Genomic DNA, 16,245 nt, shown 5'->3' with positions numbered 1-16,245 from the left:
GCCATCAAAGCGGGACGGCGGACCGGGGATCAAACAACCGCGGGCCGGCCCGCCACAACCGGTGGTTGTGTCCCGCGGATCCCTAGGATGGCGGCCATGGATCTCGATGCCGTGCGCACCTTCGTCGCCGTCGTGGACGCGGGCCGCTTCCAGCACGCGGCGGCCGAACTCTCGGTCAGCCAGCAGGCGGTGTCGAAGCGGGTCGCCGCGCTGGAGCGGGATCTCGGGGTACGGCTGTTCACCCGCACGCCGCGCGGCGCCCGGCTGACCGTCGACGGGCAGGCGTTCCTGCCGCACGCCCGCGCGCTGCTCCGGGCCGAGGAACGCGCGACCGCCTCGGTGCAGGCCGGGCGGCGGGCCCTGCGGGTGGACGTCATCGGACGCCGGCTGGCCCCGGCGGCGCTGCTGCGGGGTTTCCACCGCGCGCACCCGGAGGTCGCGCTCGACGTCGTGACGCGGTTCGACGTGGACGCGGCCGTGGCCGAGCTCCGGGCCGGGACGATCGACGCCTCGTTCCGCGCCGTCACCATGCCGGGCCGCCGGCTGCCCGAGGACATCGGGGCGGTGCCCGTGCTGGACGAGCCCCTCCAGCTCCTGACCGGGCCGTCCCACGCGCTGGCCGACGCCCGCGCGGTCACGCTCGCCGCGCTGGCCGGACACCGGATCTGGGTGCCCGGCATCGTCACGGGCACCGAGTGGGCGGCCTACTACGAGGACCTGGCGGCCGCCTTCGGGCTGACCGTCGAGGTGACCGGGTCGGACTTCGGTGTCGAGCCGCTGCTCGACACCGTCGCCGAGGTGCCGGAGCTGGCGACCTTCGTCAGCGCGCAGACCCACCTGCTCTGGCCCGCCGGCCACGACCTGCGGCGCATCACCGTGCACGACCCGACCCCGGTCTACCCGCACGCGCTGCTCTGGCACGTGGACAATCCGCACCCCGGGCTCGCCGCGCTCCGCGAGCACCTCACCAGGGCGGACGGCGCGGACGGGGCGACCGGCGCGGCCGGGACGGCGGTCGCGGAGGGCGTCGGGGGCGGTGGCGAGCACGGCGGCGGGACGTGGGTGCCGGACTGGGCGCTGCGGTAGCGGCGGTACCGCGGACGAACGGGCGCGCCCGCCCCGACCGCACGGGGGTCGCGGTCGGGGCGGGCGCTGTCCGGGGCGGCCCGGACGGGCCGGTGGTCAGCCGAGGTCGGCGTCCGGGATCCAGGAGCCGTGGATCATCGCCGGCACCCGACGCGGCAGGTGGACCGTGGCGACCGGCGGGAGCGCGAGGTCGGAGGCGTCCAGGACGAGGAGCCGGGAGGCGTCGGCGTTGAGGTCGCTGACCACGGTGAGCAGGTAGCCGGCGTCCTCGTCCGCGTCCGCCCGGCCGGCGGCCGGGACGAACAGGGCCTCGCTGGGCAGTTGCCCGGTGCCGACCGGCAGGAGCTGCCGCCCTCCGGTGCGGCGGTCGTACTTGACCAGGGTGTGGTTGCCGACGCCGCGGTCGTCGGGGAACGACAGCGCGTACTGGTAGCGGTGCTCGCGGCCGAGGTACGCCTCGTTGATGGTCGGGAACTCGACGGTCAGGTCGTCGGTCTGCTCCTCGCGGACCCGGCCGGCCGCCAGGTCGACGGTCCAGCGGCGGCTGCGGGAGCCGGAGTTGGGCTCGGCGCCGCGGTCGGGTGCACCGATCCACCAGTTCCAGGAGCGCTGCCAGCCCTCGCGGCCCACGGCCGGGCCCTCGATCACGACGCGCCCGGCGGCGTCCTCGTAGGCGTTGGCGAAGTGCATCGCGTAGCCGGCCTCGATCGGGAACCAGCGGATCTCCGACGCCCGGCCCTCGCCGCGCGGCATGACCCCGACCCGCGCCGCCCGGGCGTCGTCCCAGCCGTACGGGATACCCGAGTGGTCGGTCGGGTCGAAGGTGACCGAGCCCTCCAGGAAGACCACGTAGTGCTCGGTGATCACGAAGTCGTGCTTCAGGGCGGCGCTCGCGCCCGGCACCTCCTGGCTGGCCAGCACGGTGCCGTCGGGCGAGGAGACGTGGTGGATCAGGTACGGCGGGAACGGGGAGGAGGCGAAGAAGTGCAGTTCGCCGGTGACCGGATCCTCCCTGGGGTGGGCGGTCATGGCGGAGGTCAGCCGGCCGTTCCAGTCGTAGGCGCCGACGGTCTCCAGATCGGCGGTCAGCTCGAAGGGGAGGGCCGACTCGCAGAGGGCGAGCAGCCGTCCGGCGTGCTCGATGACGTGGGTGCCGGCGGTGGAGACGGTGAGGTCGGGCCCGTGCTCGGTCAGGTAGGGCGCGCCGTCCAGGGCGGGGGTCCGGACCCAGCGGTTGCGGTACCACTCGGCGCGGCCCTCGCCCAGCCTGATGCCGTGGACCATGCCGCTGCCCTTGAACCAGTGGGTGGGGGTGACGCCGGGCTTCGGGTTGTGGCTGTTGCGGATCAGCCGGCCGCTCAGCTCGGGCGGCAGGTGCCCCTCGACGGTCAGCCCGGTCGCGGTGATCTCGTCGGCGACGGGGGCGTAGTGGCCGGTCAGGTAGGGCTTGGCGGTGGCGGTCACGGCAGGAACCTTTCGCGGGCTGGTGAGCGGGTGAGCAGGTCGGGCGGGGTGCGGGGCGGGCGGGTGAGCAGGTCGGGCGGGGTGCGGGGCGGGTCGCCTCAGCGGGTGCGGCGTTCGGCCTCGGCCTTGAGGTGACCGAGCCAGCGCTCCAGGGACTCCCGCAGCGCCTGCTCCATCGCCTCGGGCATGGCGTCGACGGGCGCGCCGCTCCAGGACTCCTCGGTCCGGACCGTCACCCGGCCGTCCCCGGTCTCCTCGAACGTCCAGACGTGGATGCCCTCGATGCCGTTGGCCGGGCCGCCCCAGACGATCCGGGCGCCGGGAACGAGTTCCCGGACGGTGGAGAGGATCTCCAGGCCGTGGGTCCGCCACGTGAACGAGGTGCCGGGGGCGACCGGCGGGCCGTCCTGCCGGGCCGTCTCGACGTCCGGGTTCCACTGCGGCCAGGCGTCGATGTCGGTGTGGACGGCCCAGACGGTGGCCGGCGGGGCGTCGACCGTGACGGCGAGGCGGACGATGACGGGGGCGGTGGTGTCGATGGTGTGCGTGGACACGGGAGTTCCTCTCCTCGGCGGGACTGCGGTGCGGTGGAAACGACGGTGAACGCGGTGGGACGGGCTGCGCTGCGTGCTGCGGGGTGGTCAACGGGGGTCGGGCAGCGGCGCGGCGGCGGCCGGGGCGAGCGGGGCCGGGGTCCGGGCCGGCCGGCGGAGCAGGACGAGCGCGAGGCCCGCCGCGACCGCGAGGACGAGCGCGCCGCCCAGGAACGCGACCCGGTAGCCGGCGGTGAGGGCCTCCGGACGGGGCAGCCGGCCCTCCTGCCCGGCGGTGACGGCGGCGGCGAGGGTGCCGAGGACGGCCAGGCCGACCGCGCCGCCGACCTGCCGGGTGGTGTTCACCAGGCCGCCGGCGAGCCCGGAGTCGGTCGGCGGGACGCCGACGACGGCGATGCCGGTCAACTGGGCGAAGGCGGCTCCCAGGCCGAGGCCGACGGCGATGCTCGGGCCGAACACGTCCGTGAGGTACCCGCCGTCGGCGTCGATCCGGGAGAGCCAGAGCAGTCCGGACGCCTCGGTCAGCAGCGCGGCGGCCAGCACCGGGGCGGCGCCGAACCGGCGGGCCGCCCGGGGGACCAGCGCAGCGCCGAGCATGTTGGCGGCGGCGAGCGGGAGCTGGCCGGTCCCGGCGGCCAGCGGACCGTCCCCGAGGACCTGTTGCTGGTACAGCGGCAGGAGGTAGAACAGCGCGATCCAGACCGAGCCGAGCAGGACCATCAGCAGGTTCGCGGCGGCGACCTGTCCGGTGCGGAACAGGCGCGGCGGCAGCAGCGGGCTCGGGTGGCGGCGCTCGGCCAGGAGGAAGAGCCCGAGCAGGAGGACGGCCGCGGCGAGGGCGGCGAGCACCGGGGGGTCGGTCCAGCCGGCACGGCGGGCGGCGGTCAGCGCCCAGACCAAGGCGGTCAGACCGAGCGCGGCCGTCCCGGCGCCGAGGACGTCGAACCCGCCCCTCCCCCGCTCCGGCGGCTCCGTACCCGGCGCGGGAGCGCCCGGCGCGGGGACGGCCTTCGCGGAGGCGGCCTTCGCGGGGACGGCCTTCGCAGAGGTGGCCGGCAGCAGGGCGACCGTTGCGGCGAGGACGAGCGCGGCGCCGATCGCCGTCGCGTGGAAGGTCCACGGCCAGCCGAGCCCCTGGGTGAGTGCGCCGCCGAGCAGGACCCCGGCGGCGCCGCCCGCGCCGGAGACCGCACCCCAGACCCCGAAGGCCCGGCCGCGCCCCGGACCGGGCGGGAACACGTCCGTCACCAGGGCGAGTGCGGCGGGGGCGACGGCAGCGGCGGCCAGGCCCTGCACCGTCCGGGCCGTGATCAGCGCCGCCCCGCTCGGCGCCAGCCCGGCCGCTGCCGAGGAGGCGGCGAACAGGGCCAGTCCCCCGAGCAGGACGCGCCGTCGGCCCAGGAGGTCCGCGAGGCGACCGCCGGCCAGCAGGAGTGCCCCGAAGGCGAGCCCGTAGGAGTTGACGACCCAGGACGCGCCGTCGTCGGTGAGGCCGATGCCGTCCCGGATGCTCGGGAGGGCGACGTTGACGATCGAGGTGCTGAGGATGACGACGAACTGCGCCCCGGCCAGCGCCGCCAGTGCGGCGCCCGGGCCACGGCCCTCGCGGACCGGAGCGGGTCGGGTTCCCTGCGGACTCATGACACCCTCCTTCCATTCTATGAGTGATAGACCACTCACACTTGCGGCCAAGGAAACGGCGGTGCCGTCCGGGCCGCTGCGCGCGGACCTCCGGCCCCGCCGGTGCCTCACCAGGGGGATCGAGCGGCCACCGGGTCGCCCCGGGGGCGGTGGGTCAGTAGTGGGTGATGCCGGCCGCGAGGGTCCTCGTCCACGGCGCGTCGACGGCCTCGACACCCAGCGAGACCAGCAGGTGGCAGAGCATCCCCGTGGCGAAGAACTCCTGGACCTGCCGGTCGTCCCCGCCGGACGCGCCGCGGACGTACTCCACCAGCCGGGCGTACCCGCGCCGGACCGCCTCCCGGACGGCCGGCTCGGAGACCGCCGCCGCCTGGGCGTGCAGCTGGACCAGCATCAGGTCGTGGTCGCTGATCAGCTTGGCGTAGGCGTCACCCATGGCGGCGAGCACCAGGTCGGACGAGCTCCCCTTCGCCTCGGCCGCACCCCGCTCCAGACTGCCCCGCACGCGGACGAAGCAGTGGTCCACCACCGCCACGAACAGGGCTTCCTTGCTCGGGAAGAGCCGGTAGACGTAGGCCTGCGAGATGCCCGCGGCCTTCGCCACCTCCGTGGTGGTGGTGCCGAAGTACCCCCGCGCGGCGAAGGCCCCGATGGCGGTGCGCAGCACCGTCTCGCGACGCTCCTCGGCGGTGGACAACTGGCGGGGTCGTTCGTTCTGCATGTGAGTACTCAACCACTCACACTTCCCGGCCGTCAACCCCCGTCATCCGCAGTCAACCCTCGCCGGTACCGCCCGGCCCCTACAGGCGGACGGCGAAGCGGGGGGCGGGGCGGACCGCGACGGGCGGCGCGGGGGTGGCGGGGAGGATGCGGCGCAGCGGACTGGGGGCGCCCCGCGGGGCCCACTCGCGCGGGTAGCCGAGGGAGACCTCGTGGAACGGGACGCCGTCGGTGCGGGTGGTGCGGGGGATGTGGAGGTGACCGTAGACGACGGCCGCCGCGTTGAAGCGGCGGTGCCAGTCGGCGGTGCGCTCGGTGCCGCACCAGAGGGCGAACTCGGGGTGGCGGAGCACGTAGGTCGGGTCCCGCCGGAGCGGGAAGTGGTTGACCAGGACGGTGGGCACGGCGGGGTCGAGGGCGGCGAGGCGGGCCTCGGTGACGGCGAGGCGGGCGCGGCACCAGCTGTCGCGGTCGGGGTACGGGTCGGGGTGGAGGAGGAACTCGTCGGTGCAGACGACGCCGGCGGCGTAGGCGGCGGCGAGCGCGTCGGCCTTGGTCGTGGTGCCGCGCGGGCGGAACGTGTAGTCGTACAGGACGAAGAGCGGGGCGACGGCCACCGGGCCGCCGGGGCCGGTCCAGACGGGGTACGGGTCCTCGGGGGTCGAGACGCCGAGGCTGCGGCAGAGTTCGACGACGGCGCGGTAGCGGGCGTCGCCGCGCAGCTGGACCGGGTCGTCGGTCGGGGTCCAGAGCTCGTGGTTGCCGGGCGCCCAGACCACCTTGGCGAAGCGCCCGCTCAGCAGGCGGAGCACCCGGGCGATGTCCTCGAAGCGCTCGGCGATGTCGCCCGCGACGATCAGCCAGTCGTCGGCGGAGCCGGGGTACAGGCGGTCGACGACCGCCCGGTTCTCGGCGTAGCCGACGTGCAGGTCGCTGGTGGCGAGGAGCGATCCGGTCATCGACGTGCCTCCACGAGGTTGGTGGCGTCCAGGAGTTGACGGGTGTAGGGGTCGGCGGGGCGGTCGAAGAGCTGGTCGACGGTCGCGGTCTCGACGAGCCGGCCGTCCTTCATCACGGCGACCCGGTCGGCGAGGTGCTGGACGACGCCGAGGTCGTGGGAGATGAAGAGCAGTGCGAGGCCGAGGTCGCGGCGCAGGTCGGCGAGCAGGTCGAGGATCTGCGCCTGGACGGAGAGGTCGAGGGCGGAGACCGGTTCGTCGCAGACCAGCAGCGTCGGGGCCGGGGCCAGTGCGCGGGCGATGGCGACGCGCTGGCGCTGGCCGCCGGAGAGCGCGGTCGGGCGGCGGTCGAGGAGGGTGGCGGAGAGCCCCACCTGGTCGAGCAGTTCGGTCACCCGGCGCCGTCGTTCGGCCCCGCGCGGCACGCCCGTGCGGGCGACGGCCTCCGCGACGAGGCGTTGCACGGTGAACCGCGGGTCGAAGGAGCCGAGCGGGTCCTGCTGGACGGCCTGGATGCGGAGGCGGTCCGCACGGCGGCGGCGTTCGGGCAGCTCGCTCCACGGGCGGCCGGCGAGGTGGACGGTTCCGGTGTCGGGGCGTTCCAGGCCGAGGACGATCCGGGCCGCGGTGGTCTTGCCCGAACCGGACTCGCCGACCAGACCGAGCGTCTCTCCGGCGTGGAGCCGGAAGGAGACCTCGCGGACGACCTGGCGGCCGGCGAAGGACTTGGTGATCCGGTCGACGTCGAGGAGCGGGGCGCCGGAGGCGGGCGCGTCGGACGCCGAGGTGGCGGGGGCGGACTTGGCGAGGGCGGACGCGTCGGCGGTGGACGTGGCGGGACCGGGCGTGGCCGGGCCGGACGCGTCGGGACCGGCCGGCGTGCCGGCGGACCGCGCGGTGAGACCGAGGAGGACCGGTTCGCGGACGGTGAGCGCCGCCGTCCCGGGGTGCCAGCAGCGCGCGCCGAGCGAGTCCACCGGCGGGAGGGTGCTCCGGCAGGTCGGGTCGGCGGCGGCGCAGCGGGCCGCGTACGGGCAGCCGCCGGGTTCGGGGGCGGCCTGCCGGAGGGGTTCGGGGGCGAGCCGGGTGCCGCGGGTGCGGGCGCCGGGGACGGCGTCGAGCAGGGCGCGGGTGTAGGGGTGGCGGGGGTCGCGGAGCAGGCGCTCGGTGGGGCCGGTCTCGACGATCCGGCCGCCGAACATGACGGCGACCCGGTCGGCGAGCCGGGCCACCACCGACAGGTCGTGGCTGATCAGCAGCAGGGCGGTGCCCTGGCGGCGGAGGCCGTCGAGCAGGTCGAGCACCTGGGCCTGGACGGTGACGTCGAGGGCGGTGGTGGGTTCGTCGGCGATCAGCAGGTCGGGTTCGGCGGCGAGGGCGGAGGCGATCAGGGCGCGCTGGCGCAGGCCGCCGGAGAGCTGGTGGGCGTACTGGGCCGCGCGCCGTCCGGGCTCGGGGACACCGGCGCGTTCGAGGAGCCCGCGGACCCGGTCGGGGAGCTCGTCGCGGCCGGCCAGGCGGTGGACCCGCAGCGGCTCGGCGACCTCGGCGCCGACGGTGCGCAGCGGGTCGAGCGAGACCAGGGCGTCCTGGAGAACGAGGCCGATCCGGCGTCCGCGCACGCCGCGCCACTCGGCCTCGGTGAGGGCCGTGAGGTCGCGGTCGTCGAAGACGAGCCGGCGGGCGGTGACGCCGGCGGGCGCACGGGTGGGACCGGCGGCGGCGTCGGTGAGGCCGACCAGGGTGCGGGCGGTGACGCTCTTGCCGGAGCCGGACTCGCCGACCACGGCCAGGCACTCCCCCCGGTCGAGGGTGAACGAGACGTCCCGGACGGCGTGCACCGCGCCGAACCGCACGTCGAGCCCGTCGACGGTCAGCAGGGGCGCCGGCCCGGCGGCCGACGGGGCCGGCGCGTCGGTCCGGGCCCGGTCGGTGGCCTGCTTCGAGGTGGGTGCGGCGACCTTCGCGGTGGCCGGGGCGGTGGCCGGTGCCGCGGTCTGCTTCGGGGCCTGCGCGGACGTCATGCCTCGGTCCTCCGGGTGAAGCGGGCCTGGGCGCGACGGCCGAGGACGTTGACGACGAGGGCGGCCGCGGTGATCGCCGCTCCCGGGAAGACGCCGATCCACCAGGCGGTGGCCAGGAAGCGCCGCCCCTGGGAGAGCATCGCGCCCCACTCGGGGCTGGGCGGCTGCGGGCCGAGGCCGAGGAAGCTGAGCCCGGACGCCGCGATGAGCGCCGTGCCGAAGCCCACGGTGGCGAGGACCAGCATCGGCCCGACGGCGTTCGGCAGGACGTGCCGGACGATCAGCAGCGGGCGCGGCAGGCCGAGTCCGACCGCCGCCTCGACGTACCCCGAGCGGCGGACGACCAGCGTCTCGGCCCGGACGATCCGTGCGTACCCGGGGACGAAGGCGATCGCGATGGCGAGCATCACGTTGAGCGAGCCGGTGCCCAGGACGGTGACGGCCAGCAGCGCGAGCAGGATCGGCGGGAGGGCGAGCAGGACGTCCGCCAGCCGCATCAGCACCTGGTCGGCCCAGCGTCCGCCGAGCGCGGCGGCGAGGCCGAGCGCGGTGCCCCCGATGACGGCGAAGACGGAGGCGCCGAGGCCCAGGAGCAGGGACGGCCGGGCGCCGTGCAGGACCCGGGCGAACAGGTCGCGGCCGAGCTGGTCCGTGCCGAACCAGTGCTCGGCGCCCGGAGGGGTGAGCGCCTCGACCGGATGGGTCTCCACCGGCGAGACGGAGGTGAGCAGCCCGGGGGCGAGGGCGGCGAGGACCAGCAGGGCGAGCACGGCGACGGCGAGGGCGAACCCGATCCGGCGGACGAGCGACGCGGCGGAGCCGGCCGACGAGGAGGTACGGGCGGTCCGGCCGCCCGGCTTCCCCGGGCCGGGCCGGCCGTCCGGACCTCCGGGACCTTCCGGACCTCCCGGTCCGGCCGGGTCGCCCTGCTCGGCCGGATCGGCGGTGGCAACGGTGTTGTGGGCCATGGGAGTTCAGCCGTTCCTCAACCGTGGGTCGATGACGAGGTAGAGCAGGTCGACGAGGGTCGAGATGACCACGAAGACCAGCGCCGAGAGCAGGACCAGCCCGATCACCAGTGGAAGGTCCTTGTTGGTGGTCGCCTGGAGGGTGAGCGCCCCGATCCCCGGCCGGCCGAAGACCGACTCGACGAGCACCGCGCCGCCCAGCAGCGACCCGGTGAGCCAACCGGTCAGGGTGACCACCGGGACGGCGGCGTGGCGCAGCGCGTGCCGGAGCACCACGGCCGCCGACCCGAGCCCCCGTGAGCGGGCGGTGAGCGCGAACGGCCTCCCGAGGGCGGCCTCCAGTCCCTCGCGCAGCACCTGGGCGAGCATCCCGGCCACCGGCAGCGCGAGCGTGACGGCGGGCAGCACCAGGGCGGCGAACCCGTCGTCGCCGGCGACCGGGAAGATCCGTAGCTGGAACGAGAAGGCGGTGAGCAGCAGGATGCCGATCCAGTAGGACGGGCTGGAGACGGCGAGCAGTTCGGCGAGCGAGCTGAGCGCCCGCAGGGCGGGCCGCCGGCCGGCCGTGACCACGGCCGCACCGACCGCCAGCAGGACGGCCAGCGCCAGGGCGGCCAGGCCGAGCCGGACGGTCGGCCCGAGCTGATCGCCGATCAGCTCGGCGACCGGCCTCTGGAGCTGGAAGGACTCGCCGAGGTCGCCGGTCAGCAGGTGGCCGAGGTAGGTGACGTACTGGACCGGCACGGACCGGTCGAGTCCGTACTGCTCCCGGATCGCGGCCTTGACCTCGGGGGTGGCGGCGGTGCCCGGCCCGAGCATGACGGTGACCGGGTCACCGGGGGTCAGCTGGAGTGCGGCGAAGGCCACGGTGGCGGCGCCGAGCAGGACGGCGAACGCCCCGAGCAGGCGGCGCAGCACGGCGCGCAGGACGCGGACGGCGGCGGGCTGGCGGACGGCCGCCGGGGTGGCGGCGGCCGTCGGTCGGGTGGTGGTCATCCCTCAGTTCCAGGAGTTCGGGCGGTGGGTCCGGGAGTCCGTGCGTCGGCTCCGGGCCCGGCTTCGGCTTCGGTTTCGGCTTCGGGTGTCCGACCGGCCCGTGCCGGTGCTCACTGGGCGAGCCAGGCGCCGTGGAAGGCGAGCCAGGTGTTGGGGTCGGCCTTGAGGCCGCGCACCTTGGCCGAGGTGCCGACCACGGCGGTGCGCACGTACAGCGGGACGATCAGGCCGAGGTCGATGGCGCGCTGCTGGGTCTTGCCGTAGACGTCCTGGCGGACGGTCTTGTCGAACGTCCCCTTGCCCGTCGTGGTCCACTCGTCGAGCTGGGCGTCCTGGTAGAAGGTCGCGTTCTGGCCGCCGGTGGACGGCTTGCTGGCGCTGTGGAAGTACAGCCGCAGGACGTCCGGGTCGAACCGGGCCCAGCTGTAGTCGGCGATGTGCTCCTTGCCGCCGTAGACGTTCCCGATGTAGGTGCCGATGTCCAGGCGGGGCCGGGTGATCTCGACGCCGATCTTCTTGAGGTCGGCCTGGATGGCCTGGCCGAGCGTCTCACGCTGCTCGCGGACGAACTCGGCGGGCGGCAGCGGCCACGACAGGGTGAGTCGCTTGCCGTCCTTGGTGCGGTAGCCCTCGCTGTCGCGGGCGGTCCAGCCGGCCTCGTCCAGGGCCTTGTTGGAGGCCGCCTGGTCGTACGGCCAGGACTTCTCCAGCGCCTTGTTGTAGTACGGGGTGGTGGGCGAGACCGGGCTCCAGGCGCGCTTGAAGACGCCGAAGTAGACGGACTGGATGTCGGTGTCGAGGTCGATGCCGCGCTGCACGGCCTTGCGGACCTGCGGGTCGTCCAGCGGGGCCTTGGTGGTGTTGAGGACGAGCGCGTAGTTGGCGCCGGGCGCGTCGGTGGTGACGGTGCGCAGCTTCGGGTCGCCCTGGACGGTCTTGACGTCGGTCGGCGGGATCGGCTCGGCCACCTGGACCTGGCCGCTGTTCAGCGCGCCGACCCGGACCGAGTCCTCGGTGAGGAAGCGGATGGTGAGCTTCTCCAGGTACGCGGGCCCCTGGTGGTTGGCGCTCGACGGCGCCCAGTTGTAGTCGGGGTTGCGGGTGAAGACGGCGCTCTGGCCCTTGGTGTAGCTGCTGAACACGAACGGGCCGGTGCCGACGTCGGCCGCGCCGCCGGCGCCCAGCTTGGGACCGTTCTCCTTGATCGTCTTCGGCGAGTAGAAGCCGAGGTAGGCGGTGCTGGCCGCCTGGAGGAACGGCGCGAACGGCTCGCTGAAGGAGACCTTGACGGTGCGGGTGTCGACCACCTCGGTCCCGGTGTACGGGCCGAGCAGGCTCGCCGCGTACTGGGACTTGGTCTCCTTGGCCACGATCCGGTCGAAGTTGGCCTTGACCGCCTCCGCGTCGAAGGGCGTGCCGTCGGTGAACTTGACGCCGTCGCGCAGGTGGAAGGTGTAGGTCTTGAGGTCCGGCGTGATCTCCCACGAGGCCGCCAGCCAGGGCTGGAACTCGCCGCTCGCGTCCTGGTGGACGAGGGAGTCGAAGACGTTGCGCTGGATCGCGCCGGTGATGTCCTGCTGGCTGACGTGGATGTCGAAGGAGATCGGCTCGACGTCGGTGGCGTAGGTGAGTGCCCCGCCCTGGACCGGCTTGTCGGCCGAACCGTCCTGGGCCGCCCCCGGTCCGCCGGAGCCGGCTCCGGAGCCTGAGCTGCAGCCGGCCAGGAGCAGCATCCCTGCGGTGAGGGCGGCGAGCAGCGGGAAGGGCCGGGGCCCGGTGATGGGCATGCTGATGACTCCGTCTTGGTGGGAGGGGACGAGCTGGGGAATGCCGAGAAGCTATCGGCGGGCGCACCCCCGCGGACCCCTACCGGACCCCTAACCCACCCTTAGGACGGGCCCTGAGCGACACCCGGACCGAAGGCCGTCCCGGCGCCCCGGCCACTGCCCTGACCTGCACCGCGACCGGCTCGCCGGCCCGTTCGGCGGCCGGCCTCGGGGCCCCGGCGGGCCGCCGAACCGGTCGCGGCACGACGCGGCCCGGGCGCAGGACGCCCGGGCCGTCGGACAGGCCGCTCGGCCGCACCCGGCGGCCCGTCGGTCAGGCGTGGTGGTGGCGGCGCGGGTAGCGCGGCACGGAGCGGCGGTGGGCGATCCGCCAGCCGTCCGCCGTGCGGGTGTAGACGTCGAAGTAGTCGCCGTTGTGGACCGAGCCGTCGGGCAGGATCGCCAGGTAGCGGCTGCGGCCCCGGACGGTACCGTCCTCGTCCACGGTGAGGACGGAGTCGAGGGTCTGGTGGTCCGGGTGGTCCTGTCCCAGGTCACGGGCGAACACCCGGATCTTCTCCAGGCCGGTGAACACGGCTCCGGTGCGGGCGAGTTCGATCACACCGTCCTCGGCGAACACCCCGGCCAGCGCCTCCGCGTCCGCGTTGTCGAAGGCGTGGGAGAAGCGGGCGAGCAGCTGGCGCAGCTGTTCGGCGTCGGCCGGGCTCAGGTCGGCGGCGGTCATGGGGATTCCTCCTGGCGGATCGGTTCCGGGGTCGGGTTCGGGGTCGGGTTCGGCCAAGCGCCCCGGGGCCCGGCCGACGGCGGCGCCGGCCGGGCCCCGGGGGCCGGAGGGGGCGGCGGTGCGCCCCGGTGAGGCAGGGTCAGACGGTGGCCGGGGCCAGCTGCTGGACGATGCCCAGGCGGTCGGGCAGCACGTTGTAGCGGACCACCTTGTTGTCACGGACGGTCAGCCAGCTGATGCTGTGCCCGACGAAGGACCGGCCGGTGGCGGGGACGCCGAAGACCGGGCCGACGTGCACGCCCTCGATCCGCCAGAAGGCGATCACCCGGTCGCCCTCGGCCACCAGGTCCTCGACCGTGGCCTTGACGTCGCGGACGTTCTCCCAGAGCCAGCGCAGGTGCTCGCGGAAGTCCTCCCGGGTCCCGCTGCCACCGGGGCCGACCCTGGTCTCGTCGGCGGCGTCCTCCGCGACCAGCTCCTCCAGCAGTTCGACCCGCTGCCCGGTGACCAGCTCGTGGTAGTACCGCTCGACCAGGGCCTTGTTCGCCTCGATGCTCATCGGTGTTGCTCTCCTCGTCAGTTGGGACAAATCGGGGGTACTTCGGTCGGTGCGGTACGGCGGCGGGCCGCCGTACCGGGTCAGCGGCCCCGGGCCGGCGGCGGCAGCAGGATGCCGCCGTTGGCGCTCAGTCCTCCGTCGACGGGGACGGTGACCCCGGTGACGTAGGAGGCCGCCGGGGAGGTCAGGAACCAGACCACCTCGGCCTGCTCCCGCGCCTCGGCCCAGCGCTGGGCGGGGATCCGGCGGGTGATGAACGCCGAGAACTCCGGGTCGGCGACCTGTCCGGCGGTCAGCCCGGTGACGGTGCCGCCGGGCGCGATCGCGTTGATCCGGATCCCCTCGGCTGCGTAGTCGATGGCCGTGCCCCGGACGAGGTTGATCACGGCCGCCTTGGTCGCGTTGTACGCCCAGGTGCCCGGGTCGCCGCGCAGGCCGGAGACCGAGGAGGTGGCGACGATCGCCCCTCCCCCGGCCTCGCGGAGCGCCGGCACCGCGGCCCGGATCCCCAGCACCACGCTGCGCACGTTGACGGCGAAGAGGCGGTCGAACCGCTCGATCGCGCCCGGGGCCTCCAGCGGACCGCCGCCGCCGGTACCGGCGTTGAGCACCGCGGCGTCCAGCCGGCCCCACCGCTCCTGCGCGAGGGCGACCGCGGCGACGTTGGTCTCCTCGGACGACACGTCGCCCACCAGGGTCGCCACGCCGTCCAGCTCGGCCAGCGCCTCCAGTCCCGCCTTGTCGACGTCCACGGCGACCACGCCGTGGCCGCGCTCCGCGAACAGCCGGACCGTCGCCTCGCCGATGCCCGACGCCGCTCCGGTGACCAGCACTACCGGATCCGTCATGCCTGTTTCCTTCCTCTCGTTGCGGCTGCCGCGCCGCTCGCCCGGGTTGTCGTACCCGGCACGGGCGGCGGGGTCGGCCGTGTTCCTCGTGGGCGGTCCCGCCGGGTCGTACGGTCCCGCCCGGGGCCGGCAGGCCCGTCGTCAGCCCTGCCGGGTGCGCTCGATGCGGTCGATCCACCCGCGGACGGCCTCGGCCGTGGTCGGGGTGTGCTGCTCCAGCACGGTGAAGTGGTCGCCGGGGATGTCCAGCACCTCGTGCGGCACCGGCCAGTAGGCCCGCCAGTCCTCGCGCTCCGCCGTGTCGACGACCATGCCGCGCAGCGGCGTGTCGGCGCGCAGGGCGAGGATCGGCGCCGCGACCGGGCTGGGCTCCCAGCCGGCGAAGACGTTGTTGTACCCGCCCATCGAGGTGAGGCTGGAGTCGCTCCAGATCATGTCGTACTGCTCGATCCGGTCGATCATGCCGCCGAGCATCGCGTGCAGCCACCACTCGCCCATGCCCTCACGGGCGGCGCTGTCCATCGGGTACGAGTCGACCAGGACCAGCCCGGCGACCGCCCGGCCGCGCGCCTCCAGCCGCTCGGCGACGGCCTGCGCGACGCAACCGCCCATCGAGCGCCCGACGATGACGAACGGCCGCTCGTCGCCCAGCAGTTCGAGCACGGTCTCGGTGTGCATGTCGAGGTAGGTGTCGAGGTGGTCGGGCAGGAGGTCCGACGGGTCCCAGCCCGGGGACGGCACGACGAAGACGTCCCGCTCGCCCTGGAAGGAGTGGCCCAGCCGGGCGTACTCGTGCGGCCCGGAGATCGCGCTCAGCGCGGGGAACGCGACGACGGCGAGCTCGCCGTCGCCGGAGGCCAGCCGGATCGGCTTGAGGACGTGCCGGGCGCGCTCCTCGGCGCCGAACCTGGACCGCAGGTGGGAGGCGACACCGATCAGCGCGGACGCCTCGGGGAAGCTGCCCTGGGCGGCCAGCCGGCGGTAGAGCGTGGAGAGCGGGTGGCGCGGGTCGTCCACCGGCGCACCGCCACCGCTCCCGTGCGCGGCCGCCACGCTCCCGGCCGCCGTTCCGGCCGCCGCCCCTGCCGGTGCGGCGCCGGCCGGCGCCGCACCGCCGGAGGCCAGCAGCTCCGTGATCAACACGGCCAGGTGGTCGGCCAGTTGCGTCGGGTCCGGGTGGTCGAAGGTGATGGTCGGGGCGAGCCGCAGACCGGTGACCGCGGTGATCCGGTTGCGCAACTCGACCGCGCTCAGGGAATCCAGACCCAGTTCGTTGAACGGCCGGGCGGCCGGAACGCCGCCGGGGTCGCTCCCGAGCACGCCCGCCACCTCGGCGCGGACCAGCTCCAGCACGGCGGCCGGCCGCTCGGCCTCGGCCAGCACCGCCAACCGGGACAGCAGCGCCGGTGCCCCGCCGTCGCCGGTCGCCGCCCTGGCGGCCCGGCGCGGCGCCGGAGCGAGGGTCCGCAGCACCACCGGGACGGGCTGCTGCGCCCGGACGGCCGCCAGGTCCAGCGGCGCGGCCACCAGGTAGCCGGCGTCCACGCGGGCGGCCGCCTCGAACAGGCGGGCGCCGCGCTCGCCGGAGATCGTGCGCAGTCCGGCGCGGGCCGAGCGGCGGAGGTCCGCGTCGGTCAGGTGGCCGGTGATGCCGCTGGCCTCCTCCCACTGACCCCAGGCCAGGGACTGGGCGGGCAGACCGATCGACCGTCGGTGGACGGCCAGCGCGTCCAGATAGGTGTTCGCCGCCGCGTAGCTCCCCTGCCCCGGACCGCCCAGGACGGCGGCGACGGAGGAGTACAGGACGAACGCGGCCAGGTCGTGGCCCCGGGTCAGCTCGTGCAGGTGCCGGGCCCCGTCCGCCTTCGGCGCCCACACCGCGGCCAACCGCTCGGGCGTCAGCGCGGTCAGGACC

The 16,245-nt window shown here is 75.1% G+C and carries 14 protein-coding genes; 1 reads left to right on the top strand and 13 read right to left on the bottom strand.

Going from position 1 to position 16,245, the window contains the following annotated elements; genetic code table 11:
* Positions 1–96: 96 nt before the first annotated feature.
* Positions 97–1,086: a LysR family transcriptional regulator gene (locus PUR61_RS07345; RefSeq protein ID WP_329876893.1), complete on the top strand. Its 990-nt coding sequence runs from the start codon at positions 97–99 to the stop codon at positions 1,084–1,086.
* Positions 1,087–1,182: 96 nt separating this feature from the next.
* Here the strand turns inward: PUR61_RS07345 and PUR61_RS07340 are convergent, their stop codons facing one another.
* From PUR61_RS07340 to PUR61_RS07280, 13 genes are all read right to left on the bottom strand, one after another.
* The gene (locus PUR61_RS07340; RefSeq protein ID WP_329876891.1) at positions 1,183–2,550 is read right to left on the bottom strand and encodes a carotenoid oxygenase family protein; all 1,368 of its coding nucleotides are present in this window, start codon (positions 2,548–2,550) and stop codon (positions 1,183–1,185) included.
* A gap of 98 nt (positions 2,551–2,648) precedes the next feature.
* Positions 2,649–3,104 (bottom strand): SRPBCC family protein, encoded by a 456-nt coding sequence (locus PUR61_RS07335; RefSeq protein ID WP_329876889.1) that lies wholly within the window; start codon positions 3,102–3,104, stop codon positions 2,649–2,651.
* An 87-nt stretch (positions 3,105–3,191) separates the two neighbouring features.
* Positions 3,192–4,745: an MFS transporter gene (locus PUR61_RS07330; protein ID WP_329876887.1), complete on the bottom strand. Its 1,554-nt coding sequence runs from the start codon at positions 4,743–4,745 to the stop codon at positions 3,192–3,194.
* Positions 4,746–4,899: 154 nt separating this feature from the next.
* Positions 4,900–5,466 carry a TetR/AcrR family transcriptional regulator gene (locus tag PUR61_RS07325; RefSeq protein WP_329876885.1) on the bottom strand — a complete coding sequence of 189 codons (567 nt, stop codon included), beginning with the start codon at positions 5,464–5,466 and terminating at the stop codon, positions 4,900–4,902.
* Positions 5,467–5,545: 79 nt separating this feature from the next.
* A complete protein-coding gene (locus PUR61_RS07320; RefSeq protein WP_329876883.1) occupies positions 5,546–6,424 on the bottom strand; it encodes a metallophosphoesterase family protein in 879 nt (292 codons plus the stop codon).
* A complete protein-coding gene (locus tag PUR61_RS07315; RefSeq protein WP_329876880.1) occupies positions 6,421–8,448 on the bottom strand; it encodes a dipeptide ABC transporter ATP-binding protein in 2,028 nt (675 codons plus the stop codon). Before PUR61_RS07315 ends, PUR61_RS07320 begins: the two co-directional genes overlap by 4 nt.
* Entirely contained in the window at positions 8,445–9,416 is a 972-nt protein-coding gene (locus PUR61_RS07310; protein ID WP_329876878.1) for an ABC transporter permease, read from the bottom strand. The genes PUR61_RS07315 and PUR61_RS07310 overlap by 4 nt, the downstream gene beginning before the upstream one ends.
* A gap of 6 nt (positions 9,417–9,422) precedes the next feature.
* Complete coding sequence (locus PUR61_RS07305; RefSeq protein ID WP_329876876.1) at positions 9,423–10,412, bottom strand: ABC transporter permease; 990 nt, start codon at positions 10,410–10,412, stop codon at positions 9,423–9,425.
* A gap of 110 nt (positions 10,413–10,522) precedes the next feature.
* Complete coding sequence (locus PUR61_RS07300; RefSeq protein WP_329876874.1) at positions 10,523–12,199, bottom strand: ABC transporter substrate-binding protein; 1,677 nt, start codon at positions 12,197–12,199, stop codon at positions 10,523–10,525.
* A 313-nt stretch (positions 12,200–12,512) separates the two neighbouring features.
* Complete coding sequence (locus PUR61_RS07295; protein ID WP_329876872.1) at positions 12,513–12,923, bottom strand: nuclear transport factor 2 family protein; 411 nt, start codon at positions 12,921–12,923, stop codon at positions 12,513–12,515.
* Positions 12,924–13,062: 139 nt separating this feature from the next.
* A complete protein-coding gene (locus tag PUR61_RS07290; protein ID WP_329876870.1) occupies positions 13,063–13,482 on the bottom strand; it encodes an ester cyclase in 420 nt (139 codons plus the stop codon).
* A gap of 80 nt (positions 13,483–13,562) precedes the next feature.
* Entirely contained in the window at positions 13,563–14,330 is a 768-nt protein-coding gene (locus PUR61_RS07285; protein ID WP_329876868.1) for an SDR family NAD(P)-dependent oxidoreductase, read from the bottom strand.
* A gap of 141 nt (positions 14,331–14,471) precedes the next feature.
* On the bottom strand, positions 14,472–16,245 hold a 1,774-nt coding region (locus PUR61_RS07280), incomplete at its 5' end, for an alpha/beta fold hydrolase (protein WP_329876866.1).

Origin of the sequence: Streptomyces sp. BE20 (assembly GCF_036322525.1) — a bacterium.
Lineage (GTDB): Bacteria > Actinomycetota > Actinomycetes > Streptomycetales > Streptomycetaceae > Kitasatospora.
This window is presented reverse-complemented; position numbering and strand designations above follow the sequence as displayed.

What these genes read in the sequence shown, in the direction of transcription:
- PUR61_RS07345 (WP_329876893.1), top strand. Translation starts at nt 97, where the DNA reads ATGGATCTCGATGCCGTGCGCACCTTCGTCGCCGTCGTGGACGCGGGC.
- PUR61_RS07330 (WP_329876887.1), bottom strand. Translation starts at nt 4,745, where the DNA reads ATGAGTCCGCAGGGAACCCGACCCGCTCCGGTCCGCGAGGGCCGTGGC.
- PUR61_RS07325 (WP_329876885.1), bottom strand. Translation starts at nt 5,466, where the DNA reads ATGCAGAACGAACGACCCCGCCAGTTGTCCACCGCCGAGGAGCGTCGC.
- PUR61_RS07320 (WP_329876883.1), bottom strand. Translation starts at nt 6,424, where the DNA reads ATGACCGGATCGCTCCTCGCCACCAGCGACCTGCACGTCGGCTACGCC.
- PUR61_RS07315 (WP_329876880.1), bottom strand. Translation starts at nt 8,448, where the DNA reads ATGACGTCCGCGCAGGCCCCGAAGCAGACCGCGGCACCGGCCACCGCC.
- PUR61_RS07310 (WP_329876878.1), bottom strand. Translation starts at nt 9,416, where the DNA reads ATGGCCCACAACACCGTTGCCACCGCCGATCCGGCCGAGCAGGGCGAC.
- PUR61_RS07305 (WP_329876876.1), bottom strand. Translation starts at nt 10,412, where the DNA reads ATGACCACCACCCGACCGACGGCCGCCGCCACCCCGGCGGCCGTCCGC.
- PUR61_RS07300 (WP_329876874.1), bottom strand. Translation starts at nt 12,199, where the DNA reads ATGCCCATCACCGGGCCCCGGCCCTTCCCGCTGCTCGCCGCCCTCACC.
- PUR61_RS07295 (WP_329876872.1), bottom strand. Translation starts at nt 12,923, where the DNA reads ATGACCGCCGCCGACCTGAGCCCGGCCGACGCCGAACAGCTGCGCCAG.
- PUR61_RS07290 (WP_329876870.1), bottom strand. Translation starts at nt 13,482, where the DNA reads ATGAGCATCGAGGCGAACAAGGCCCTGGTCGAGCGGTACTACCACGAG.
- PUR61_RS07285 (WP_329876868.1), bottom strand. Translation starts at nt 14,330, where the DNA reads ATGACGGATCCGGTAGTGCTGGTCACCGGAGCGGCGTCGGGCATCGGC.